The organism is Methylophilus sp. Leaf408 (assembly GCF_916856905.1).
Lineage (GTDB): Bacteria > Pseudomonadota > Gammaproteobacteria > Burkholderiales > Methylophilaceae > Methylophilus.
In genome coordinates, this window is sequence record NZ_CAKASK010000001.1 from 613,332 (window position 1) to 636,479 (window position 23,148).

At 49.0% G+C, this 23,148-nt stretch carries 19 protein-coding genes and 1 tRNA gene; 12 read left to right on the forward strand and 8 right to left on the reverse strand.

The features are described 5' to 3' along the window. Positions 1–11: 11 nt before the first annotated feature. Positions 12–458 (reverse strand): hypothetical protein, encoded by a 447-nt coding sequence (locus tag LPA26_RS02695; protein ID WP_229007235.1) that lies wholly within the window; start codon positions 456–458, stop codon positions 12–14. A gap of 421 nt (positions 459–879) precedes the next feature. Here LPA26_RS02695 and LPA26_RS02700 point away from each other — a divergent pair, with 421 nt between their 5' ends. Both LPA26_RS02700 and LPA26_RS02705 read left to right on the forward strand, forming a co-directional pair. Continuing rightward, positions 880–1,689, forward strand: coding sequence for a MipA/OmpV family protein (locus LPA26_RS02700; protein WP_229007236.1), 810 nt, complete (start codon positions 880–882; stop codon positions 1,687–1,689). Between the two features lie 53 nt (positions 1,690–1,742). Further along, on the forward strand, positions 1,743–2,222 hold the full coding sequence (locus LPA26_RS02705) for a nuclear transport factor 2 family protein (RefSeq protein ID WP_055831204.1): 480 nt from the start codon (positions 1,743–1,745) through the stop codon (positions 2,220–2,222). A 76-nt stretch (positions 2,223–2,298) separates the two neighbouring features. Here the strand turns inward: LPA26_RS02705 and LPA26_RS02710 are convergent, their stop codons facing one another. The 4 genes from LPA26_RS02710 to LPA26_RS02725 all read right to left on the reverse strand — a co-directional run bounded on the left by LPA26_RS02710 (position 2,299) and on the right by LPA26_RS02725 (position 4,881). Further along, a complete protein-coding gene (locus LPA26_RS02710; RefSeq protein WP_055831205.1) occupies positions 2,299–2,826 on the reverse strand; it encodes an SRPBCC family protein in 528 nt (175 codons plus the stop codon). Positions 2,827–2,876: 50 nt separating this feature from the next. Next, positions 2,877–3,212, reverse strand: coding sequence for a multidrug efflux SMR transporter (locus LPA26_RS02715; protein WP_055831206.1), 336 nt, complete (start codon positions 3,210–3,212; stop codon positions 2,877–2,879). Between the two features lie 102 nt (positions 3,213–3,314). Then, a complete protein-coding gene (gene dinB / locus LPA26_RS02720) occupies positions 3,315–4,469 on the reverse strand; it encodes a DNA polymerase IV (RefSeq protein WP_229007237.1) in 1,155 nt (384 codons plus the stop codon). A gap of 327 nt (positions 4,470–4,796) precedes the next feature. Further along, positions 4,797–4,881, reverse strand: a tRNA-Leu gene (locus tag LPA26_RS02725). A 35-nt stretch (positions 4,882–4,916) separates the two neighbouring features. On the opposite strand from LPA26_RS02725, the gene rnr reads away from it, so the two are divergent. From rnr to LPA26_RS02745, 4 genes are all read left to right on the forward strand, one after another. Next, positions 4,917–7,379 carry a ribonuclease R gene (rnr, locus tag LPA26_RS02730; protein WP_229007238.1) on the forward strand — a complete coding sequence of 821 codons (2,463 nt, stop codon included), beginning with the start codon at positions 4,917–4,919 and terminating at the stop codon, positions 7,377–7,379. A gap of 134 nt (positions 7,380–7,513) precedes the next feature. Then, positions 7,514–8,275 (forward strand): 23S rRNA (guanosine(2251)-2'-O)-methyltransferase RlmB, encoded by a 762-nt coding sequence (gene rlmB / locus LPA26_RS02735; RefSeq protein ID WP_229007239.1) that lies wholly within the window; start codon positions 7,514–7,516, stop codon positions 8,273–8,275. Positions 8,276–8,286: 11 nt separating this feature from the next. Continuing rightward, positions 8,287–10,062: an ABC transporter ATP-binding protein gene (locus LPA26_RS02740; RefSeq protein ID WP_229007240.1), complete on the forward strand. Its 1,776-nt coding sequence runs from the start codon at positions 8,287–8,289 to the stop codon at positions 10,060–10,062. Between the two features lie 172 nt (positions 10,063–10,234). Further along, positions 10,235–11,233 (forward strand): alpha/beta fold hydrolase, encoded by a 999-nt coding sequence (locus LPA26_RS02745; RefSeq protein WP_229007241.1) that lies wholly within the window; start codon positions 10,235–10,237, stop codon positions 11,231–11,233. An 81-nt stretch (positions 11,234–11,314) separates the two neighbouring features. Here LPA26_RS02745 and LPA26_RS02750 read toward each other — a convergent pair whose 3' ends face one another. Continuing rightward, entirely contained in the window at positions 11,315–13,108 is a 1,794-nt protein-coding gene (locus tag LPA26_RS02750) for an adenylyl cyclase (RefSeq protein WP_229007242.1), read from the reverse strand. A gap of 114 nt (positions 13,109–13,222) precedes the next feature. Beyond that, positions 13,223–14,779 carry a malate dehydrogenase (quinone) gene (gene mqo / locus LPA26_RS02755; RefSeq protein WP_255658868.1) on the reverse strand — a complete coding sequence of 519 codons (1,557 nt, stop codon included), beginning with the start codon at positions 14,777–14,779 and terminating at the stop codon, positions 13,223–13,225. A 347-nt stretch (positions 14,780–15,126) separates the two neighbouring features. On the opposite strand from mqo, the gene LPA26_RS02760 reads away from it, so the two are divergent. From LPA26_RS02760 to cimA, 5 genes are all read left to right on the forward strand, one after another. Beyond that, a complete protein-coding gene (locus LPA26_RS02760) occupies positions 15,127–15,618 on the forward strand; it encodes a urate hydroxylase PuuD (RefSeq protein WP_055871721.1) in 492 nt (163 codons plus the stop codon). Between the two features lie 61 nt (positions 15,619–15,679). After that, positions 15,680–16,870 carry an aspartate aminotransferase family protein gene (locus LPA26_RS02765; protein WP_229007244.1) on the forward strand — a complete coding sequence of 397 codons (1,191 nt, stop codon included), beginning with the start codon at positions 15,680–15,682 and terminating at the stop codon, positions 16,868–16,870. 21 nt (positions 16,871–16,891) lie between these two features. Continuing rightward, on the forward strand, positions 16,892–17,809 hold the full coding sequence (gene argF / locus LPA26_RS02770; protein ID WP_055831226.1) for an ornithine carbamoyltransferase: 918 nt from the start codon (positions 16,892–16,894) through the stop codon (positions 17,807–17,809). Positions 17,810–17,980: 171 nt separating this feature from the next. Next, positions 17,981–19,204 (forward strand): argininosuccinate synthase, encoded by a 1,224-nt coding sequence (locus tag LPA26_RS02775; RefSeq protein ID WP_229007245.1) that lies wholly within the window; start codon positions 17,981–17,983, stop codon positions 19,202–19,204. 19 nt (positions 19,205–19,223) lie between these two features. Further along, positions 19,224–20,801, forward strand: a complete 1,578-nt coding sequence (gene cimA / locus LPA26_RS02780) for a citramalate synthase (protein WP_229007246.1) — start codon at positions 19,224–19,226, stop codon at positions 20,799–20,801. A gap of 12 nt (positions 20,802–20,813) precedes the next feature. Here the strand turns inward: cimA and LPA26_RS02785 are convergent, their stop codons facing one another. Beyond that, positions 20,814–21,599: a helix-turn-helix transcriptional regulator gene (locus LPA26_RS02785; RefSeq protein ID WP_229007247.1), complete on the reverse strand. Its 786-nt coding sequence runs from the start codon at positions 21,597–21,599 to the stop codon at positions 20,814–20,816. A 132-nt stretch (positions 21,600–21,731) separates the two neighbouring features. On the opposite strand from LPA26_RS02785, the gene leuC reads away from it, so the two are divergent. After that, on the forward strand, positions 21,732–23,138 hold the full coding sequence (gene leuC, locus LPA26_RS02790; protein ID WP_229007248.1) for a 3-isopropylmalate dehydratase large subunit: 1,407 nt from the start codon (positions 21,732–21,734) through the stop codon (positions 23,136–23,138). The last annotated feature ends 10 nt before the right edge of the window (positions 23,139–23,148 follow it).

The following is a 23,148-nucleotide window of genomic DNA, read 5'->3' on the forward strand; positions in this document are numbered from 1 at the left end:
TGAAATTTTGATTATGCTGCGGCTATTAAGGTTTGTGTTTGTTTATCATTCAAGCTGGCGAAAACGTGATTACCTTTAACTGAAAATTTAGGTTGCTGCTCTTTTGGCTCAGTATTGGACTGTTGTGAATCAGGTGAAATGGTGTGTGAATCTTCACGTAAGATGGCATCAATATAAAAGCTTTTGTTCTTGTTATTCTTTTTAACTTTGTAAAAGTTACCAGCTTTGGTGGTTTGCATTTCAACTGGCAATACAGCTACGTTACGAATTCCAGCAGTACTATCAGTAAAGTTAGACGCTGTTTGTTGCGTTCCTGGGTTGATGGATGCACCAATAGATATGATGGTAACGATAGAGCCGATTGACATAATCACTACTGCGGCAGCTACAGCGCCAGCGGTAATTGCAGCTAATGAAATCGCGCTTGTAGCGCTGTTTGTACCTGAAGATTGTGACATTGTGTGTCCTCCCTCTAATTTCTAATTTGGTTTAATGCATTTATTTCAATGAAGGCTCAATAATGCTGATTAATCAAATTAGGCTCCATACATCTTTGGCTGAATCTCGTGTAGGAATATTCTTACAAAAACCTACATTTACTACAGAAGATAAAACCTTGTTTTTTATTGAATTTACAATCACTTAGCTAATATTTTAACTAGAAAGAGGGCGCGCAAATAAAAGTTCCGGATGATACTGATTGTGAGATGTAAGCTCTATTTTTTTGAGCTTAATTTAACGATGGGTTTATGAGGTTGAAATACACGGATGTTTAAGCAACTTCTTTACAGATATGGCGTCTGTGGTTAATGTAATTTACAGAATCCTGTTTAATATCATTTGGATATCAATTTAAAGCCTTAGAATCGGAGAAGAAGTTTGAATAAGCCAGGCAAAAAAGCATTAGCACCATTCAATCACGCACTCGGGCTTGTCAGCATGTTGCTAGTAAGTCCCGGAGTAATGGCAGAAACCAATATTGACAGGCAAACCGAAACAGCCATGCCGCGACAGAAAAACATGTATGGCCTGGGCGTTGGGGTGATTCCAAAAACTTCGGGCTCCAAAGATCAGCGTATGCTGATCTTGCCTGTCATCAACGCCAACTATGGCGAGCGCTTTTATATCAATGGTTTGCAGGCAGGCGTCTGGTTATTGGAGTCGGATGACAAACGTATCCGTATGGGTTTGTCTGCCGATGCTAGGTTTGGCTGGGATGCCGATGACAGCAGCCGTACCAAAGGCATGAACGACCGTGATTTTTCTGTAGATGTCGGCCCAGTACTGCGCTGGCAGACTGATTATGGCACCATCAATGCACAATGGGGATTCGATGCCGGTGGTGCCAGCAACGGCCAGAATGTGCAGCTACAATTTATCCGCAGTCTTTACCGGTCTGAACGGTTCCGCGTGAATGGCCTGGTTGGCGTGCAGTGGAATAACCGAAAATTTAATGATTATTACTTTGGCGTCGATGCTGATGAAGTTCGCACCGATCGCCCGGCCTATCAGGCTAAGGCGGGCACGCAGTTGCAACTAGGCGTTAATGGGATTTATAGTGTGACTGCTGATCAGGCGGTTTTTTTCGGGCTGATTGCCAATCGCCTTGGCAACCAGCAGGCCGATAGCCCGATCGTCGAAACTCGTTTTCAGCCGTTGGGTTATGTAGGTTATTCAATAGGCTTCTAAAGCGTTATAGTTTTATAAATGACAAGAACTGCTAATCCACTCAGGAGATTGAAATGAGCTCAACCCCATCTATTCGCCCACCTGTTCCGCCGTTCACACGCGAAACAGCCATTGAAAAGGTGCGGCTGGCTGAAGATGGCTGGAATTCAAGGGACGCAGCCAAAGTTGCCATGGCATATTCTTTGGATACGCAATGGAGAAACCGGGCAGAATTTGTGAAGGGCCGCGATCAGGCACAGGCGTTTCTTGAGCGTAAATGGAACAAAGAGCTGGAGTACCGCCTGATCAAGGAGTTGTGGGCTTTTACTGAAAACCGCATTGCGGTTCGCTACGCCTATGAGTCGAAAGATGACTCGGGAAACTGGTTTCGCTCTTACGGTAATGAAAACTGGGAGTTCGGGCCGGACGGACTGATGATCAATCGTTTTTCATCTATCAATGATTTACCGATTAAAGAAAGTGAACGGTTATTCCGCTGGCCTCTGGGTCGACGCCCGGATGACCATCCTGGCTTGAGTGAGTTAGGTCTTTAAGCAAACTAGAGATTTAAAAAACCGGCAAAAACTAATTTGCCGGTTTTGTTTTATAAAAAGTAAATACCAACCATCATTACCTGCCTTCAGATATTTTCTTCAAATTATCAAGGCCAGATCTATAAACCACAGTCATGGTTTTAATCGCATCATCATCGGTCTGGTTAGCGACTGGCTTATCCGAAAGGTCTTTGCGTTTAAAGTCACCACTCCAGGACACTTTGGATTTTGTAGCAGAGATCGCTTTCACACTAATGGTTGAGCGATAGTTGCTGACTGGCAACACGCCATCCAGGATTTTATAGCTAAAGGTTTTTTGCGCCGGGCTGAAGGTCAGCAATTCTTCTTTAACCTGGCTATTGTCTTGTAATGTCAGCAAGCGGATGGCGCCAGGAAGGTTAGGCGTGCCGCTTAAAATATGCGTGGTCTTGATGGCTGGGTGCCACAAGCCCAAGTCGCCAAAGTTGCTGACATTTGCCCAAACTGTATCTGCGTTTGCATTAATTTCAACTGACTCATCCAGTTTCAATGTCTCTGCTGCTGCATGGCTAGCAGCCGGAATAAATCCGGCCATCAATACCAACGATGTGAATAAAGCCCTCATTCATTTCTCCTTTTAAATTATTCTGATTTATTGATTGATAAATTGATTATCTATCCATGAGAGACTGTTTTAGAGAATAAATTCATAATAAGTACGCCAGCCAGGATAAAACCAATGCCGACGATGGCTGCAGTATCAAGTTTTTGCCCATAAAATACCCAGCCAACAATGGCCAGCAGCACAATGCCCAGACCTGCCCATATTGCGTAAGTGATCCCGATTGGAATGACTTTGAGCGTCAGTGACAGGAAGTAAAACGATAGCCCATAGCCAATGACCACCGCCATTGAAGGTAATAGTCTGGTAAAGCCTTCGCTGGCTTTCAGGCTTGATGTGGCGGTGATTTCGGAAATGATTGCGATTGCTAGATAAAGCCAGTACTTCATAGGGGTTCTCCGGAAAAGCTTGTATGGATGGGGCGTGCTTAAGTCAAATGTTAGATAGTGGTTGCGTGGGTAAAGGCAAGCCTAAATGCAGCAAATATCTCATCAATCAAAATTAAACGTGTATTGTTCAGAGGCTTTACTTGCCTGGACACCAGGCCGTTCAAGGCCGCTGGCTTTTACACCAAGCAGACGTATTGTGCGATTAAGATCTATGCGCTTTAAACATTTGCCCGCAGCTCGGCGTATCGATTGTGCATCTGCAATAGGTTTGGCTAGTGTCAGGTCACGGGTGACTGTTTTAAAATCATCGAAACGCAGCTTGAGGCCTATCTTGCGGCAGACATAGCCTTTACGTTGCAGGTCATCCGCGACACGCTCACACAAATGGGTAAAGCTTGCGCTCAAGGTTTGCTTGTCGCGCACTGCATGCAGGTTTTGTTCAAAGGTTGTTTCGCGGCTCATGGAAACCGGCTCGCTCTCGGTTACGACCGGCCGGTCATCCAGCCCGCGAGAGACGCGATAAAGCCATTTGCCGTAACTTTGTCCAAAATGTGAGATCAGCCAGGCTTCATGCAGTGTGGCAATCTCGCCAATCGTGTGGATTCCCAGTGACTCAAGCTTGGCGCTGGCTTTAGGGCCTATGCCATTGATTTTGCGTGCCGGCATGGGCCATATACGGGAAGGCAGATCGTCCATGCTGATAATGGTGATACCATCCGGTTTTTGGATATCGGAACAAAGTTTGGCTAATAACTTATTGGGCGCAATGCCGACAGAGCAAGTGAGGCTGGTGGCCTCCAATACGGCCGCCTTTAGCCTTTTTGCGATAGTCAGGGAATCCTCATCCAGCATGGTGATATCCACATAGACTTCATCAATGCCAATATCTTGAATGACGGGGCTGATCGACTGTATAGCTTCTTTAAATAGCCGTGAATAGCGACGATATAAATTAAAATTGACAGGCAGGATAATCGCATCTGGCGCCAGTTTGGCAGCACGCATGGTAGGCATGGCAGAATGCAAGCCCAGTGCGCGCGCTTCATAAGTGGCAGTGGTTAATACGCCACGGCCGACATAATCCCGCAGTCGCGAGAAAATATGCGTGCCATCATCATTCAATTTAGGGGTATCAGAAGCACGTCCGCCTACTACTACCGGCAAACCGCGGAGTTCCGGATATTGTGATAATTCGCAGGAAGCAAAAAATGCGTCCATATCGATATGCGCAATCCGGCGTGAATTTGCATCGCTCATGCTTAGCTGTAAAAAACTGAAATCATTCGAGCGAATTGTAGCGTTTTTAAAGCCGGCTTAATGTAGGAATATTGAATTAAAACTAATTCGCGATGAGCAAATATTTCAAAAAATATGAATGAAATAAAAAAACTTTCGAATGACTAAACAGGAGGGATGTTGTCGAATTTCTACCTGTAGTAAAACGGTAGATATTGGAAAGAGTGTTAAACTGACCTTATGTTGTCTCAACACAGTCAGAATAAATTTTATGCGGGTAGTTTTTTTGGGTAGCTTAAAACAAAAAAATCCTAAGTTATTACTAACAAAGGATTGTTTTATTCTTTATGGTGCCCAAGAGAGGACTCGAACCTCCACGTCGTTAAACACTAATACCTGAAACTAGCGCGTCTACCAATTCCGCCACCTGGGCTAAAGAAGCTGTGCATTTTAAAGGAAGAATTAATATTGTCAACAAGAAAAACTAAAACGCCTCTGCGGGCAAATGACCCGCAGGCGCAACGCGAAGCCGAGTTATATCAAACACCGTTACCAAGCCGTGAGCTGGTTTTGCAGCTTCTTTCCGATCAGGGTGTTCCCCTCAGCGCAGACCAGATATACCTGTTGCTAGACATCAGCCATGATGAGCGCGATAACTTTAACCGCCGCCTGGGCGCGATGGAGCGTGATGGTCAGTTAATGCGCAATCGTAAAAACGCATTTTGCCTGCCGGACAAGATACATTTAATCGCCGGCACTATTTTCGGCCATACCGATGGTTTTGGTTTTTTAGTACCAGATGACAAGACCAAGCATCCTGAAGATATTTTCCTGGGCCCGAAAGAAATGACCATGGTCATGCATGGTGACCGCGCCATGGTGAGGCTGGCTGGGCTGGATAGAAGAGGCCGCCCGGAGGGCAAGCTGGTTGAAGTGCTGGAACGAGCCAACAAGACGCTTGTAGGTCGCGTCATTCGCGCACAGGGTGTGACGATTGTGGCTGCAGAAGACAAGCGTATCAGTCAGGATATCCTGATTCCTTACCATCTGGATATGGATGCGCAAGTGGGGCAGGTGGTCACCATTGAACTGACTGAATACCCTTCCTCACATTCGCGCCCTATGGGCAAAGTGGTGGAGATTCTGGGTAACTATGCCGATAGCGGTATGGAAATCGAGATTGCCTTACGCAAGCACCATTTGCCGCATCAATTCAATCCGGCAGCCATCAAACAGGCTGAGGACTTTCCAAGAACGGTCCAGCCCAAAGATTACAAAGGCCGCAAGGATTTACGTGATCTAGCGCTGATTACCATTGATGGTGAAACGGCGCGTGACTTTGACGATGCCGTATTTGCCGAGCCGCAAGGCAAAGGCTGGCGACTGGTGGTGGCAATTGCTGATGTCAGTTTTTACGTGCAGCCTGGCGATGCCCTGGATAAAGAGGCGTTTGACCGCGGTAACTCTGTGTACTTTCCACGCCGCGTGATTCCGATGTTGCCGGAAGCCTTATCGAATGGCTTGTGCTCGCTCAACCCTGAGGTTGAGCGTTTGTGTATGGTCTGTGATATGCAGATCGATGGGCAGGGCGTAGTCAAGCAATACCAGTTCTACCCTTCTGTGATGCTGTCCAAAGCGCGCATGACGTATACCAAGGTATCTGCGTTGCTGCACGAGGAAGACCCGGCGCTGACCGCAGAATACCAATGGCTGCTGCCGCATTTGAATAATCTGAATGGCGTGTTCAAGTTAATGCTGACGCAACGTGAAAAACGCGGCGCGGTCGAGTTTGAATCCACCGAGACCATGATGGTGTTCAATGACAACGGCAAGATAGACAAGATTGTGCCGGTGGTACGTAACGACGCGCACAAGCTGATTGAAGAGTGCATGCTGGCCGCCAACGTTTGTGCCGCAGATTTCCTGCTCAAAAACGAGCAGACTTGCCTGTACCGTATCCATGAAGGCCCGACGCCGGAGAAACTGGAAGCCCTGCGCCTGTTTATGGGCGAGTTCGGTTTCGGCGTAGGCGGTGGTGAGAAGCCGCAGGCCAAGGATTACGCCAAACTGATGCAGCGCATTAAATCGCGTCCGGATGCGCAATTATTGCAAACCGTGATGCTGCGTTCTATGCAGCAGGCCGTTTACAGCCCGGATAATGTCGGCCATTTTGGCCTGGCTTACGATGCGTATACGCACTTTACTTCACCTATCCGTCGTTATCCGGATTTACTGGTACACCGCGCAATCAAGGCAGTTGTAGAAGGCAAGCGTTACCATGCCAAAGACTGGCATCAACTGGGCACCCATTGCTCGATGACTGAACGCAGGGCCGATGATGCGACACGTGATGTCACCAACTGGCTGAAATGCTTTTACATGCAGGATAAAGTCGGCGAAGTATTTGCCGGCACCGTGGCTGGCGTGACCAGTTTCGGCCTGTTTGTAGCGCTGGATGAAGTGTATGTCGAAGGCTTGCTGCATGTGACAGACCTTGGAAACGATTACTTTATCCATGACAAAGCCCGCCATGAAATGGTAGGCGAGCGTACCGGTGTTCGTTATCGCCTTGGCGACCGGCTGACCGTGAAAGTCGTGCGTGTGGACCTGGAAACCGCCCGCATCGACTTTACCCTGGCAGGGAAAGGCGACGCTTCCGATGAGGGCGCAGAAACTGAGACAGTTTCAGAAGCCGGAACATCCAGCCCAAGAAGATCGCAGGTAACAGAGGCTCGGGCCAGACCTGCAAGCCCCTATAACGCTGGTAAAACGGGTAAAGCGACAGGTAATAAAGCGTCATCCAAAGCCAGAACAGCAACAACCTCAGCAAGCTCAGGCAAAGAGGGCGCTGGCAAACCACGTACGGCAAAAGAAAAAAACCGTCGCTCGGTGCAAAAAAATAAAGGCAAACCCAAGGCGAAAGCCCGATAATATCGCCTGTGCACATTTCGCAAGGTTGTTTCTTATGCGTGCAACCTTGCGAAATATTCAAACCAGCCCGCGCTTGAACTAATCTGCGCGGCGTTTGGCGTTTGAAATCAGAATTAAATTAATTAGGAGTAACTATGTCAGAAGCCCGCATTCTGTTTGGTTTTCATGCGGTGTTGAGTCGCATGCGTCAGCATGGCAGCAGCATTCAGGAAATCATCATTGATCAAGACCGGGTAGATGCGCGTATGCGCGACCTGCTGGAGATGGCCAAGTCACAGAATATTCGTGTGATCCAGTCCGAGCGTAACCGCCTGGACGGATTTATCGGTGCACATGGCCGCCACCAGGGTGTGATCGCCAGGGTGATTGAAACGCCCATGCCTTATAAGGATATCCACGATATCCTCGAATCAGACCTGGATGAGCCACCTTTCTTTTTAATCCTAGATGGTGTGCAGGATCCGCATAACCTGGGTGCCTGTTTGCGTGTTGCAGATGCCATGGGCGTGCATGCGATCATTGCGCCCAAAGACCGTTCAGTCGGCTTAAATGGCACGGTACGTAAAGTCGCAAGTGGCGCCGCTGAAACAGTGCCGTTTATTTCAGTTACCAATCTTGCGCGCACCATGCGTGAGCTCAAAGAAGCGGGCGTGCATGTAGTCGGCACCACTATGGATGCACCAAGTGAACTGCATAACACCAAATTTGAAGGGCCGATTGCCCTGGTGATGGGTGCTGAAGGCGATGGCTTGCGCCGCCTGACCCAAGAAACCTGTGACTCACTGATTACTATCCCTATGTTTGGCTCAGTGCAAAGTATGAATGTCAGTGTCGCCAGTGGCATTGCTTTGTATGAAATCCGCCGTCAACGCGTGTTGGCCAATCCCCAGAAATAAGCTTCAGATTCATGATTACTTTAACTGGCCTTTGGCAGCAGTTACGCCGGCAGTCTCGGCGTTTGTGGTTGGGCCAGTGGCTGGCATTTTGCGGTGCCGCAGTCGCGGTGCCCATCCCGTTGATGATGCCACTGCTGGTCGATGAAGTCCTGTTAAATCAACCCGGTAAACTTACCCAGACTCTTTCCCAGTGGCTCCCGCCAACATGGATGGGTCCCATCGCCATCATTGCTTGCGTGACGATTTTCACCATTTGCTTGCGTCTGTGCAGTGTATTGCTCGGTGTGGCTACCACCCGCATTTTTGTCAGTTTATCCAAGCAGGTCACATTAGGCGTTCGGCAAACGCTGCTCGACAAGTTGTCACGTATCCGCATGCAGGTATATGAAAGCCTGGGGGCAGGGCAAATCACTGCGCGCCTGCTGACGGATATTGAAACACTGGATAAATTCCTCGGTGAGACCATCGCCAAAGTGCTGGTTGCCGTATTAAGTGTGATTGGTGTCGCCGTAGTTTTGCTATGGATGCACTGGCAACTGGCCTTGATTATTCTACTGCTTAACCCGTTTGTCATTGCGCTGACCATGGTGCTGGGTAAAAAGGTCAAACTATGGAAACAGCGCGAAAATAATGCGTTTGAAGTGTTGTCGCAATCAGTCAGCGAGACACTGGAAGTGATGCAACAGCTTCGCGCCAGCAATAGTGACAAACGCTTCCTCGAACAGGCTAAGCAAGCCGCGGAAGCGGTCAGGGAAGCCGCTACCGCTTCCGGCTGGAAATCAGATGCTTTATCCCGCTTGTCATTTGGCGTATTCCTGTTTGGCTTCGAGATTTTCCGTGCCGTCGCCATGTTGATGGTGGTGTTTTCGGATTTGTCAGTCGGCCAAATGATCGCCGTGTTCGGCTATTTATGGTTCATGATGGGGCCGGTACAGGAGCTGCTCAATGTGCAATTTTCCTACTATGCAGCCAAAGCGGCTCTGAGCAGGATTAACCAGGTACTGGAAGCAGATGAAGAGCCGCATTATCCGGCAGCAGTGAAAGGTTTCACTGACCAGCAGCCCGCCGCCATTACGCTAAAACAGGTGACTTTTGCCTATGGCGAGGGTGACCCGATACTTGATCAGGTCAGCCTGGATATTGCGCCGGGGGAGCAGGTCGCCCTGGTTGGAGTTTCCGGTGCAGGAAAGTCTACACTCGTGCAGTTGCTACTCGGCTTGTATGCGCCTAACCATGGACAGATTTTGTTTAATGGAAAATCGATAGAGCAATTAGGCTATGCCCAGGTTCGTGAGCATGTAGGTGTGGTCCTGCAACATCCCATGTTATTCAATGATAGCGTGCGGCAAAACCTTTCCATGCAACAACCTTATTCTGATGATGAGCTATGGCAGGTACTTGAAGTAGCCCAGTTGGCGCAATTTGTCCGTGATTTGCCAGAGCGGCTGGATTCGCAACTTGGACGTAGTGGCGTGCGCTTGTCAGGTGGACAGCGACAGCGGCTGGCGATTGCGCGCATGATGCTCAAGCAGCCGCAAGTTGTTATCCTCGATGAAGCGACGTCTATGCTGGATACCCACACTGAAGCCTTGCTACATGCGGCTATGCATGTGTTCTTGCGTGGCCGTACCACGATTACCATCGCGCATCGTTTGTCGGCCGTGAAAGAAGCTGATCGTGTACTGGTGTTTGATGCTGGCCGTATTATTGAAGAAGGCCAGCATGATACATTGGTTAACCAGGCGGGTAGTGTTTACCAGCGTTTATATGGTCAGCAAACAGCCTGATTCATGCAAACAGGCTTGCCCGGATTGAAAGGCCAGGCCTTACTGTCGTTGATTATTACGTTAAGCGAAACAGTGTATTGATTTCCCGCTAGTTTTTCTTAAATTCTTATCCGGTTACATTGAGTCATCCCGAATTTCTTCGGTTATCGACCTCAATGACAAAGGATAAATGATGAACTACACCAAATTTAAAATTGCGATGCAAATTCCAGTATTACTGGCTGCACTAATGGCTTCATCAGTTTTGCCGGTGTATCAGGCAACGGCGGCAGAAACATCAACGCAAGCTATCCAGAATGAAAGGGCTGTTTCATATCACACGGTAGTGATTGATGGCGTGAAAGTATTTTACCGCGAAGCAGGGCCTAAAAATGCGCCTACAGTCCTGCTTCTGCATGGCTTTCCAACCTCGTCACATATGTTCCGCAATCTTATACCGCAACTAGCTGACCGTTATCACGTCATCGCGCATGATTATCCCGGCTATGGTCAAAGCGATCAGCCAGCCATGGATAAGTTTAGTTATAGCTTCGACAACCTGGCTGCAGTAGTAGACAAATTGACCACCAAGATCGGTTTAAGCAACTATGCCCTCTATGTACAGGATTATGGTGCACCTATCGGTTACCGCCTGGCTGCTGCACACCCGGAAAAAATCACTGCAATCGTTGTGCAAAACGGTAATGCATATCAAGAGGGGATAGATAATCAGTTCTGGGAGCCGATCAAAGCCTACTGGAAAAATAAAACAGAAACTAATGCAGCCAAGCTGCGCCCGCTGCTGGAAATTGGCGCTACCAAATGGCAATACACTGAGGGCTTTCGTGACCCGGCTAGGCATGTGAGCCCTGATACCTGGGTAATAGACCAGGCCTATCTTGATCGCCCTGGAAACAAGGATATTCAAGTTGAGATGTTCTACAGCTACGGGACGAATCCTCCGCTTTACCCGGCATGGCAAGCGTATTTCCGTAAACATCAACCACCCATGTTGATAGTCTGGGGTAAGAACGACAAAATCTTTCCGGCTGCCGGGGCAACGCCTTACCTGCGTGATCTACCTCATGCTGAATTGCACCTGCTCGATAGCGGTCACTTTGCTCTGGAAGAGGATGGCGAGGAAATTGGCAAGTTAATGCACAATTTCCTTGATCGCAAAGTCAAACGCTAAAAATGCAGTGAGCGGAAAATATTGATTATTTTCCGCTCACTGTTTGGATTCTAGATAAAGGGGGAAGCGACCAGTCTGCGCTTAGTGACTGACTATCCTGGATACATAATTTTTGTCATAAGCTTTTTCACCCTGGTCATTGAGCACATGGGTGATTTCCCCGGTTCCACCTAGCGACACACTGGTTATGTGATCAAAGTGAATGCCCGGGCCGGTTGGTGCTTCAATCGCACTATGCAGTTTGACGCTGGTATTCACATCAAAGAAGCAGTAAATCCCCATGCCGATGGCTTTGTGGTGTTTGACATCGTCAGCGACTTTATAGGAGGCATAACCGTTGTTGCTGCCGTTCATCCAGCTTTGCTGGTTGGGCACATCATAAGGCGCTTCACTTTGGTAAAAATAGACTTCGCCATTCTCACCATTCCACAAGGTTTGATAGTTGTGGAAGTGCTCCACAAACAAACCGTACATGGTGACGTCATCACCATTCACGATAATACCGTGTTTGGTTTTGTTGGTTTGCCAGCCTATGCCATTGCCGTGGTCGCCGCGCCACACCCATAAGTTATCGCCTATGACATGGTTGCTGTTCACAATCACACTATGTGTGGCATTGCCGACGCTGGCACCACCCACCCTGAAAAATACATCATGCAGGGTGCTCGGGTTTTGCGCATGGCTGACAACCGTTTTCTTGTCGCCAAGCTGTAGCAATATGTCAGAGTTCTTTTCACCGGCATCAAATAGTACGCCGCTGACTTTGACGCCATCCACATCGGCCACAGTCATCGCGATATTGCCAGCAGTAGGCAACAGGGTGGCGATGCCTAATCCCAACACAACCGTATTCGGTTTTTTGATTTGGATTGGGGCATCAAGTTTGTAAATGCCTGGTGTCAGCAATAAGTGTTTGCCCTTGCCCAATGCGGCATTGATGGTTTTGGCGGTATCTTTATTGGCTTTCGCAATATAAAACTTGTTTAACGGCAGGCTTTCACCTGCTACGCGTTTGTCTTGCCAGCTGACTCCCTGAGTGTCTTTTCGCAATGCCGGAATAAAAACACTGTAATGGCCCACGCTATCAATATTTAAAAATGGTTTTTCACTGACCCGCGGCGTGCGCTCAACCACAGTATAGGGCGGTGTAGGCCAGTTGTTGGCTTCGGGCGCATTTTTTACGCCTACGAAAACCATGTTCCAGTTTTGGTTAGTCCAGCTGCCCAGGGTGGAGTTGCGGGTAAACCATTGTTGCTGGGTACCGGAATTGATCTCCTGATCAACCAGGCTGTCTGCCATAAATCCGCCACTCGACCAGCCGCCATTGTCATCCAGCAACATATTGCCGCGCACATGGATGCGGCGTAAAGGGGATGCCTGTGAAACCGCCCATTGCATGGTGCCGTTATCAGGCGTCACTGAAAGGTTTTCTACACTGCGCCAGAAGTTTTGCGTGGCATCACCGCCATGCCAGGAGGCTTCCACCTGGATACCGCCTTGCAGCATGACATCATCGGGAAACTGCCCCAGACCTAATAGCTGGGTATAAAACCCTAACCTGACTTTGTTATGGTAAACGCCAGGCTTGAACAATACCGCATAGCGCTCAGGGCCGAACTGGTTAGCTTCCTGCTGTTTGAATATGGCATCCAGTTTGTTCTGGATATCACTCGAGGGCATGGAAGGATCCATGATAATGACGTTCTCACCGAAATCTGGTGTTTGTGAAGGCGTATTTTGCGCTTCTGTTGCCTGGCAGCCAGCTAGCACCAGGCTGGCAAATAACGCAGAGGTCTTTGCACCAAGAGGCAGGTTGAAGGCTGGAAAATTTGAATGAGACAATGAAAAATAAGGCATCAACAAATGGGCTTTCATTTTTAAGTATTTGTAGGCTGGACCATGACATTGGCTATGAAATTCAATTTTTCTTATCATCCGTTAGCAGCTCATGACTTCAAATAAATGAGTTTTGTTTGAAAAATCAATAGCCTATGGCGCAAGCTTTAATGTGCTCAATGTATCTCGCCGAACACGGCCAAGCAGGTTTGCATCCTCAATCAGCGATTCTCCGTAAGAGGGAATCAGTGCTTTCAATGTGTCTTGCCAGGCTGGCGTTTGCATACGGTCGCCAAAACAGCGTTCGAGTACATCCAGCATGGCTTTGACACTCACTGATGCGCCTGGCGATGCGCCTAGCAATGCTGCCAGGCTGCCATCGGCAGAAGCCACAATTTCAGTACCAAACTCCAGTTTACCCCAGTGTTGATGGCAGCGTTTGATGATCTGTACCCGCTGGCCGGCATGCGCCAGCTTCCAGTCATGGCTATTCGCTTCCGGCAAAAATACGCGTAGTGCATTCATACGTTTTTCGTGGCCCTGGAATACTTCTTTAATCAGGTATTTTGTCAGGTCTACATTGTGCCGGCATACACCCAGCAGGCTTTTGATATTCTTGAATTTGACCGATTTGGCCAGGTCTAAGCGTGAGCCTTGCTTGAGGAAGCGGGTAGTGAAACCAGCATAAGGGCCAAATAGCAGTGCCGGTTTTCCATGGATCATGCGTGTATCCAGATGCGGAACAGACATCGGTGGCGCGCCAACTGCAGCCTGGCTGTAGACCTTGGCATGGTGTTTATTGATCAGTGCAGGATTATTGCAGATCAGCCATTGTCCGCTGACCGGAAAGCCGCCATAGCCCTGCGCTTCAGGGATGCCGGATTGCTGCAAGAGCGGCAATGCGCCGCCGCCAGCACCCAGGAAAACAAACGAGGCGTTGTACGATTGCGTTTGGCCTGAAGTTAAGTGTTGAATGTGCACCTGCCACGCACTTTGTTCTTTTAGGTGCTGCTGCTTCAGTTTGCTGACGCGCGATTGGGTCAGCAAGGTGAAATTAGAGCGTGTTTTTAAATACGCGACCAGTTGCCTCGTTAAAGCACCGAAGTTGACATCAGAGCCATGCCCGACATGGGTGGCAGACATATGATCTGCCTGCCTGCGGCCAGCCATCATCAGTGGCATCCATTCATTAAGTTTTTTTTCCTGGTTGCTCCATTGCATTTCGGCAAATAGCGGATGCCCTTTGAGCAGGGCGTGACGTTGCCGCAAAAACGCGCTGCTTTGTTCGCCCCATACTGCGCTGAGGTGCGGCACGCGCTGTATAAAATCATCGGCGTTCAATACGCCTTCTTTCACCAGGGTTGACCAGCATTGCAGCGACACTTCAAACGCTGCATTGATTTCAAGCGCGCGGCGAATCTCAATGTCCCCGTTTTTGGTTTTGGGAGTGTAATTCAACTCACAGTATCCGGCATGGCCGGTACCCGCATTGTTCAAGGCGTCGGAGCTTTCCAAGGCTACATCTTCCAACTGTTCCACCATGCAAATCTGTAGTGCAGGGTCCAGACGATGCAGAAGAATAGCCAGGGTAGCGCTCATAATGCCGCCGCCAACAAGCAATACATCGATATGGTTTGTTGCCATGGTGTGTGAGTTCCTCATAGGGAGGCGCTTGAGTTTCAAACGCACAATCATAATGCCGTCGCGCATTATAAATCGAAAAAGTCCAGCCATCATCTGGGAAATCGGTTTGGCAGGGCTGCATCAGGCTTGCCAACTTGTCAAATCAAGACTTTTGCGGTAATCTCCAGCATTCGCCAAACTGTGATTTCACAACAAAAAATCCCTGTATTAAAGGGCGGGTGAAATGACCGGAATTTGCGTCTTATTTGCTTTGAATAGGGCATGCAATATTCACAATAAACATGGCTACATACAAGGGGGAAAGTATGAAAAATCCATTGGAATCTGTCGCAGGTACTATCATTTCAGGGTTGTTATTAACTCTGGCACTGGTGTTTTTCCTTAAGAACTTTATCGCGGTCGGAGGCTAAACCATGGAACTGGTACCGGCTCTGGCACGATGGATACATTTCCTGGCAGGCATTACCTGGATAGGTCTGCTGTATTATTTTAACCTGGTGCAGATGGCTGCCTTGAAAGACGCGGCGGCGGATGGCACGGCTGCTGGCATCAGCAAACATGTGGCACCCAGGGCATTGCTCTGGTTCCGCTGGTCTGCCGTGGTGACCTGGCTGGCTGGTGCTGCTTTGCTTGGCGCGCATATGGGTGATGCTTTCATGCTGCGCAATGGTTTTGAAGTGATTGGTGTGGGTGCATGGTTAGGCACCATCATGCTGATCAATGTCTGGGTATTTATCTGGCCGAACCAGAAAAAGATTTTAGGTATAGTGCCTGCTGATGATTCAGCCAAGAATAAAGCGCGACGTGTAGCTATGCTGGCATCGCGCACAAATATGATGCTCTCCCTGCCGATGTTGTTTTTTATGGCGAATGGATTGAGTCATCGTGCAGTATTAGGATTTTAGAAGGTTCAAGACGTTTACGGCGGCTTGAGCCGCCGTTTTGTTTTTTGAAAAAGGGTTTGAAATGCATTCCGAACATTTAATGAACACCTATGGCAGGCAGCCGGTAACGTTTGTCAAAGGCGAAGGTGTCTGGTTGACAGACACCGCCGGTGATCGCTACCTCGACGCGCTGTCTGGCGTGGCTGTGAATGGTCTTGGTCATGCACACCCGAAATTTACCGCCGCACTCAATGCGCAAGTTGCCCGTTTGATCCATGTCTCCAATATTTATCAGATCGCCGAGCAGTCAGCACTGGCAGATAAGCTGGCTGAAATTTCCGGCATGGATAAGATCTTTTTCTGTAACTCAGGTTGCGAAGCGAACGAAGCTGCGATCAAGCTTGCGCGTTTGTATGGGCACAACAAGGGTATAGATCATCCTGAAATTATCGTGATGGACCATAGCTTCCACGGCAGGACCATGGCGACTTTGTCTGCTACCGGTAATCGCAAGGTGCAAGCAGGTTTTGAACCTTTGGTCAGTGGCTTTTTGCGTGTGCCTTTTGATGACCTGGAAGCCATCAAAACCATCGCTTCACACAAAAACAATGTGGTGGCTATCCTGGTGGAGCCGATTCAGGGTGAAGGTGGGGTGCATATTCCCGCTAGCCTGAGAACCTATTTTCAGGGCTTACGCGAGATCTGTGATGCGAATGGCTGGTTGCTGATGCTGGATGAAGTACAGTCCGGTATTGCCAGAACAGGCACCTGGTTCGCTTTCCAGCATACGGGGATTGTGCCTGACGTGATGACACTGGCTAAAGGCCTGGGTTCTGGCGTGCCAATTGGCGCTTGTGTGGCGCGTGGTGCAGCGGCTGATACTTTTAGCCCGGGCAAGCACGGTTCAACGTTTGGTGGCAACCCACTGGCAACTGCCGCCGGGCTGGCGACGCTGAATATTATTGCCGAAGAAAACCTGCGCGAAAATGCAGAGACTGTAGGTAATTACATTAACCAGTTGCTCACTGATGCATTAAAAGGCCAGAAAGGCATCGTCCAGATACGTAATGCCGGCATGATGATAGGTGTTGAACTGGATAGGCCTTGTGCCGAGCTGGTTAAACAGGGCTTGGCAGCAAAGATATTGATTAACGTGACTTCTGAAAAAGTTATCCGCTTGTTGCCATCACTGGTCATGACCAAGCAAGAGGCCGAAGAGTTAGTTAATAGACTCGCTCCCCTGATTTTGAATTTTTTAAAGGCAAGCGCGTGAAGTAACTGGCGCTGAAATATCATGAGTATCAAACACTTTTTGCAGTTTAACGATTTAGCGCGTGATGAGATAGAGCATATCTTTGCGCGCGCGAAATGGATTAAATCCCAGTTCAAAAATTACAAACAATACTGGCCATTAGTGGATAGAACGCTGGTCATGATTTTTGAAAAAGCCAGCACGCGTACGCGCCTGTCGTTTGAAGCAGGTATGCAGCAACTAGGCGGTTCAGCCATATACCTGAATACGCGCGACTCGCAACTGGGCCGTGGCGAACCGGTGGAAGATGCGGCGCAAGTGATTTCACGCATGAGCGATATCGTCATGATCCGTACCTTTGAGCAAAGCATTATCGAGCGTTTTGCCCAGAACTCACGTGTGCCGGTGATTAATGGTTTGACCAACGAATATCACCCTTGCCAGATACTGGCGGATATTTTTACATTCATTGAACATCGTGGTTCTATCCAGGGCAAAACCGTGACCTGGATCGGTGACAGCAACAATGTTTGCAATACCTGGCTGCAAGCCGCTGAAGTACTGGATTTCAACGTGCATGTGTCAACGCCTCCAGGCTACGAAGTCGAGTTTGAGCGTGCCAATCTTTACGGCACTGATCATTTTGAGTCGTTTGCTGACCCGATGGAAGCGGCACGTGACGCTGACCTGGTAACGACCGATGTCTGGACCAGCATGGGTTTTGAAGCTGAAAATGAAGAGCGCCGTAAAGACTTTGCCGACTGGCAAGTCGATGCCGACATGATGCGGGTAGCGAAAGCGGATGCATTGTTTATGCATTGCCTGCCTGCCCATCGTGGCGAGGAGGTTTCTGCAGAAGTGATTGATGGTTCACAAAGCGTGGTCTGGGATGAAGCTGAAAACAGATTGCACACGCAGAAGGCACTCATGGAGTACCTTTTGCTGGGAAAAATTCTTTAAGCGCTAGCTTAAGATGTGCAAGCTGTTTCGGCGCGAGCTAATCTTTAGGTTAAGCTTGGCGGCCATAGTGTTAACAGGCGGCATACCAAAGAAGCGTTGATGGAATATTTATTATTGGGAAAAGTGGCTTGATAAAACAAGCCTGATGATTTCAGTTTGGGATTTATTTAAATGAGCGATATTAAAAAAGCGGTATTGGCCTACTCCGGCGGGTTGGATACTTCCGTGATCTTGAAGTGGTTGCAAGACACCTATCAATGTGAAGTGGTGACATTTACTGCTGATCTGGGCCAGGGTGAAGAGCTGGAACCGGCGCGCGAGAAAGCGCAAAAGTTTGGCGTCAAGGAAATCTACATTGATGACCTGCGCGAAGAGTTTGTGCGTGACTTCGTTTTTCCTATGTTCCGTGCCAATACTGTATATGAAGGCGAATACCTGCTGGGTACATCTATCGCACGTCCATTGATTGCAAAGCGCCTGATTGAAATCGCTAATGAAACCAAAGCCGATGCCATTTCACATGGTGCGACCGGTAAAGGTAACGATCAGGTGCGTTTTGAACTGGGTGCTTATGCGCTTAACCCGAATATCCAGATCATCGCCCCGTGGCGTGAGTGGGATTTGTTGTCCCGCGAAAAACTGCTGGCTTACGCCGAAAAACATGGCATCCCGGTTGAAATGAAGCATAAGCAAGGCGGCAGTCCATATTCTATGGATGCTAACTTGCTGCATATTTCTTACGAAGGCCGTCATCTGGAAGACCCTTCTGCGGAAGCCGAGGAAGATATGTGGCGCTGGACAGTGTCGCCTGAGAAAGCGCCTGATGCAGCTGAGTACCTGGATATCGAATTCAAGAACGGCGATATCGTAGCCCTGAATGGCAAAGCCTTGAAAGCGCATGAAATCCTGGCAGAACTTAACCGTATTGGTGGCAAACACGGCATTGGCCGCCTGGATCTGGTGGAAAACCGTTATGTCGGTATGAAGTCACGTGGCTGCTATGAAACCCCTGGCGGTACCATCATCCTCAAGGCACACCGTGCGATTGAAAGCATCACGCTGGACCGCGAAGTCGCGCACCTGAAAGATGATTTAATGCCACGCTACGCCAGCCTGATCTACAACGGTTACTGGTGGAGCCCGGAGCGTCTTGCGCTGCAAACATTAATCGACCACACGCAAGCGACAGTCAATGGCTGGGTGCGTGTGAAGCTGTATAAAGGCAATGTGATTGTGGTAGGCCGTGACAGTAAAACAGATTCGCTGTTTGACTCTACTATTGCTACCTTTGAGGATGACAAAGGCGCCTACGACCAGAAAGATGCCGGCGGCTTTATCAAGCTGAATGCTTTGCGTATGCGTATTGCAGCGAATTTGCATAACCGCAAAAAATGACCGCAAACAAATAATCCTTATGTCCAGGCAACGTGTGATTGCTTATGATTCAACCCTGCGCGATGGAGCACAAGCGCAGGGTGTTTCATTTTCAGTCGAGGATAAACTCAAAATCGTGCAACGCCTGGACAAGTTAGGCATAGGCTACATCGAAGCCGGCAACCCCGGTTCCAACCCAAAAGATTTAGAGTTTTTCGCACGCGTCGGCGAGCTGAATTTACAACACGCCAAGATCATTGCATTTGGCAGCACGCGCCGAATTGGGATTGCAGCTGCCGAAGATAAAAACCTGCAGTCCCTGTTATCCGCCAATACCCAAGCGGTCGCTATTTTTGGCAAGAGTTGGGATTACCAGGTGACCGATATCTTGCGTACCACGCTGGAGGAAAACCTGGCGATGATAGGCGACACGATTGCCTTTCTCAAAGCGCAAAATAAAGAGATTGTGTTCGATGCCGAGCACTTCTACGATGGCTACAAAGCAAATCCCGAGTATGCATTGAATACCTTGCAGGCAGCGGCTGATGCCGGTGCGAATGTGTTGGCATTGTGCGATACCAATGGCGGGACATTTCCCAACGAGATTTTTGAAATCACCCAAACAGTTGTTACGCGTTTCCCCACTTTAGAAATCGGTATTCATTGCCATAATGATTGCGAGATGGCAGTGGCAAATTCTGTCGCTGCGGTGCAAGCAGGTGCGGTGCAGGTACAAGGCACCATCAATGGCATCGGTGAGCGTTGTGGCAATGCCAATCTGGTGTCTATCATTCCAAACGTGCAGCTGAAACTAGGGCTGGAATGCATTTCTTCAGCCCAGTTGGCTGAACTCACGACCGCTGCGCGCTTTGTAAGCGAAGTCGCAAACGTCACTTTTAATGATAAAGCACCCTATGTCGGCCATGATGCTTTTTCTCACAAAGGCGGTATGCACATTGATGCTGTGAATAAAAACCCCAAGTCTTATGAGCATGTCAGCCCGAACATGGTCGGCAATGAACGCCATATTCTGGTATCCGAGGTGGCAGGGCGCGGGGCGATTCTGAATAAACTGCAACAGATAGATCCGACCCTGACCAAGGAGTCTGATGAGGCTATCCAGATACTTGAACACCTGAAAGCACTGGAGCATGAAGGCTACCAGTTTGAGAGTGCAGAAAGCTCATTTGATTTGCTGATGCAAAAGCTGCTGGGCAAGTTTCAACCATTTTTCAGGTTGAAACAATATAGTGTGTACATTCATGAACCATCGATAAATGGCATCAACTCTTCAGCTACCGTGCATATTTATGTAGATAACCAGGAAGCGGAAGTGACCGCTTATGGCGATGGCCCTGTGTATGCACTGGATAAGGCAATGCGAAAAGCACTGGAGCCTTTTTACCCCGTCATCAAAGACATCAAACTGATAGACTATAAAGTACGTGTGCTGGATTCGAACCTGGCCACGGCGGCTAAAGTGCGGGTCATGATCGAGTCTACTGACCAGCAGACCAACTGGACCACGATAGGCGTCTCATCAGACATTCTCGAAGCTTCGTGGCTGGCATTAAAAGATGCGATCGAATACAAGCTTTTCAAGACGAAAAAGGCGTAATTGCATTCATTGTCAGGTAGGTTGCAGTAACACCAGTTTAAGTTGCTCCTGTTCAACCAGTCTCAATGTCACTTGCTGAAACTGGATCAATCCTAAATCAGGATGCTGAAATTCACGTTTTCCGCCTTGTCTTTCAAGCACATCATGTTGTTTCCAGAAGCGGTCAAATTCAGCGCTACTGGTACTGAGTTCATCCACCAGCTGTTTCACTTCCGGTTCTTCCAACCGCGAACGGCAATCGGCCCTGAATTCGGCGACAAGGCGACGACTACGCATTTCCCAGTTAACGACAAATTGCCTGGCGGCAGGATTGGCGAACACAAACCGGAGCAGGTTAGGGTGCTGACCTTCGGGCCCTTGGATATCCAGCAATCCGCTAAACAGGTTGGTCGCGGCCTGATTCCAGGCCAGGATATCCCACGTGCGACCCATTATGTAAGCCGGGACCTGTATCTGGCTTAAGATACCCACTAATGTTTCAGGGGCGGTATCGACTTCACTCTGATGCGCCTGCGGATCGCGCCGGTCGGCCATATCAAATAAATAACTGCGCTCGGTTTTGCTGAGTTTTAAAGCAGTCGCTAGTCTATCCAAGGCTTCTGACGACACATTGATTTCGCGTGCCTGTTCAATCCAGGTATACCAGGTGGCACTGATGCCGGCCAATTGCGCGACTTCTTCACGGCGCAGGCCTTGTGTGCGGCGGCGAGATCCTGAGGGAAAACCGAATTCTTCAGGGCTACCGCGCTGGCGCATCGCTTGCAGAAATTCAGCCAGTTCCTGGCGTCTTGTATCCATTTGATTTTATTATCCTATTAGTGTCAATACTAGTATAAATCATCTTCTTGTAAGGGTATTAAAATTTAGGTATTCTGCGCGTGTTTTATCAATTTATTAAGATTTGATAGCTTGGATTTGAAAGGAACAGTCATGGCAGGCAAAACGCTATACGACAAATTATGGGATTCACATGTGGTGCGTGAGGAACCAGACGGCACCTGTCTGATTTATATTGATCGCCATCTGGTGCATGAAGTCACCAGCCCGCAAGCCTATGAAGGGTTACGCATCGCTGGCCGTAAGCCATGGCGCAATTCATCCATCGTGGCTAACCCTGATCACAACACGCCGACCAAAGATTGGGATAAAGGGATTGAAGACCCAATCTCGCGCCTGCAGGTGGAAACACTGGATAGCAATATCAAGGAATTTGGTGCCTTGGTGTATTTTCCTTTCAAAAACAAGGATCAAGGCATTATCCATGTGATCGGGCCCGAGAACGGTACGACCCTGCCTGGTATGACAGTGGTTTGTGGCGATAGCCATACTTCAACCCATGGTGCATTTGGTGCGCTGGCACATGGTATCGGCACTTCTGAAGTTGAGCATGTGATGGCAACGCAAACACTGGTGGCTAAAAAGTCCAAACGCATGCTGGTGAAAGTGGATGGTCAGCTTGGTAAAGGCGTGACTGCTAAAGATGTCGCGCTGGCGATTATCGGCAAGATAGGTACCGCTGGCGGCACTGGTTATGCGATTGAGTTTGGGGGCGAAGTCATCCGTGGTTTATCCATGGAAGGCCGTATGACGCTGTGTAATATGGCGATCGAAGCAGGTGCACGTGCCGGTATTGTGGCGCCTGATGAGAAAACCGCTGCTTATCTTGAAGGCCGTCTGCATGCGCCAAAAGGTGAAAACTGGACCACGGCGGTTGCCTACTGGAAAACCCTGCAATCAGACGCAGATGCACAATATGATGCGGTGGTTGAACTGAAAGGCGCCGAAATCGCGCCACAAGTGACCTGGGGTACTTCGCCCGAGCAAGTGTTGCCGATCGGATCGAATGTGCCTGATCCGCAGCAGGAAGGCGATGCCACCAAGCGTACCAGTATCGAAAATGCGCTGAAATACATGGGGCTGGATGCCAATACGCCACTTGATCAAATCAAGCTGGACAAGATATTTATTGGTTCCTGTACCAATTCACGTATTGAAGATCTGCGTGCAGCAGCAGGTGTTGCCAAAGGCAAAAAAGTCGCCGGCAATATCAAACTGGCAATGGTCGTGCCTGGTTCCGGCCAGGTGAAACGCCAGGCCGAGGCTGAAGGCCTGGATAAAGTATTTATTGATGCAGGTTTTGAATGGCGTGAGCCAGGCTGTTCCATGTGCCTGGCGATGAATGCCGATCGCCTGGAGCCGGGTGAGCGTTGTGCTTCAACCTCTAACCGTAACTTTGAAGGCCGTCAGGGCCCTGGTGGACGTACGCATCTGGTCAGCCCGGAAATGGCAGCGGCAGCTGCGATTGCCGGTCATTTCGTTGACGTGCGCAGCGTATAAAAGGAGAACA

What these genes read in the sequence shown, in the direction of transcription:
- LPA26_RS02785 (WP_229007247.1), bottom strand. Translation starts at nt 21,599, where the DNA reads ATGGATACAAGACGCCAGGAACTGGCTGAATTTCTGCAAGCGATGCGC.
- LPA26_RS02750 (WP_229007242.1), bottom strand. Translation starts at nt 13,108, where the DNA reads ATGAAAGCCCATTTGTTGATGCCTTATTTTTCATTGTCTCATTCAAAT.
- leuC (WP_229007248.1), top strand. Translation starts at nt 21,732, where the DNA reads ATGGCAGGCAAAACGCTATACGACAAATTATGGGATTCACATGTGGTG.
- LPA26_RS02745 (WP_229007241.1), top strand. Translation starts at nt 10,235, where the DNA reads ATGAACTACACCAAATTTAAAATTGCGATGCAAATTCCAGTATTACTG.
- LPA26_RS02760 (WP_055871721.1), top strand. Translation starts at nt 15,127, where the DNA reads ATGGAACTGGTACCGGCTCTGGCACGATGGATACATTTCCTGGCAGGC.
- mqo (WP_255658868.1), bottom strand. Translation starts at nt 14,779, where the DNA reads ATGCGCGACGGCATTATGATTGTGCGTTTGAAACTCAAGCGCCTCCCT.
- argF (WP_055831226.1), top strand. Translation starts at nt 16,892, where the DNA reads ATGAGTATCAAACACTTTTTGCAGTTTAACGATTTAGCGCGTGATGAG.
- LPA26_RS02710 (WP_055831205.1), bottom strand. Translation starts at nt 2,826, where the DNA reads ATGAGGGCTTTATTCACATCGTTGGTATTGATGGCCGGATTTATTCCG.
- rlmB (WP_229007239.1), top strand. Translation starts at nt 7,514, where the DNA reads ATGTCAGAAGCCCGCATTCTGTTTGGTTTTCATGCGGTGTTGAGTCGC.
- LPA26_RS02715 (WP_055831206.1), bottom strand. Translation starts at nt 3,212, where the DNA reads ATGAAGTACTGGCTTTATCTAGCAATCGCAATCATTTCCGAAATCACC.
- cimA (WP_229007246.1), top strand. Translation starts at nt 19,224, where the DNA reads ATGTCCAGGCAACGTGTGATTGCTTATGATTCAACCCTGCGCGATGGA.
- dinB (WP_229007237.1), bottom strand. Translation starts at nt 4,469, where the DNA reads ATGAGCGATGCAAATTCACGCCGGATTGCGCATATCGATATGGACGCA.
- LPA26_RS02775 (WP_229007245.1), top strand. Translation starts at nt 17,981, where the DNA reads ATGAGCGATATTAAAAAAGCGGTATTGGCCTACTCCGGCGGGTTGGAT.
- LPA26_RS02765 (WP_229007244.1), top strand. Translation starts at nt 15,680, where the DNA reads ATGCATTCCGAACATTTAATGAACACCTATGGCAGGCAGCCGGTAACG.
- LPA26_RS02695 (WP_229007235.1), bottom strand. Translation starts at nt 458, where the DNA reads ATGTCACAATCTTCAGGTACAAACAGCGCTACAAGCGCGATTTCATTA.
- LPA26_RS02740 (WP_229007240.1), top strand. Translation starts at nt 8,287, where the DNA reads ATGATTACTTTAACTGGCCTTTGGCAGCAGTTACGCCGGCAGTCTCGG.
- LPA26_RS02705 (WP_055831204.1), top strand. Translation starts at nt 1,743, where the DNA reads ATGAGCTCAACCCCATCTATTCGCCCACCTGTTCCGCCGTTCACACGC.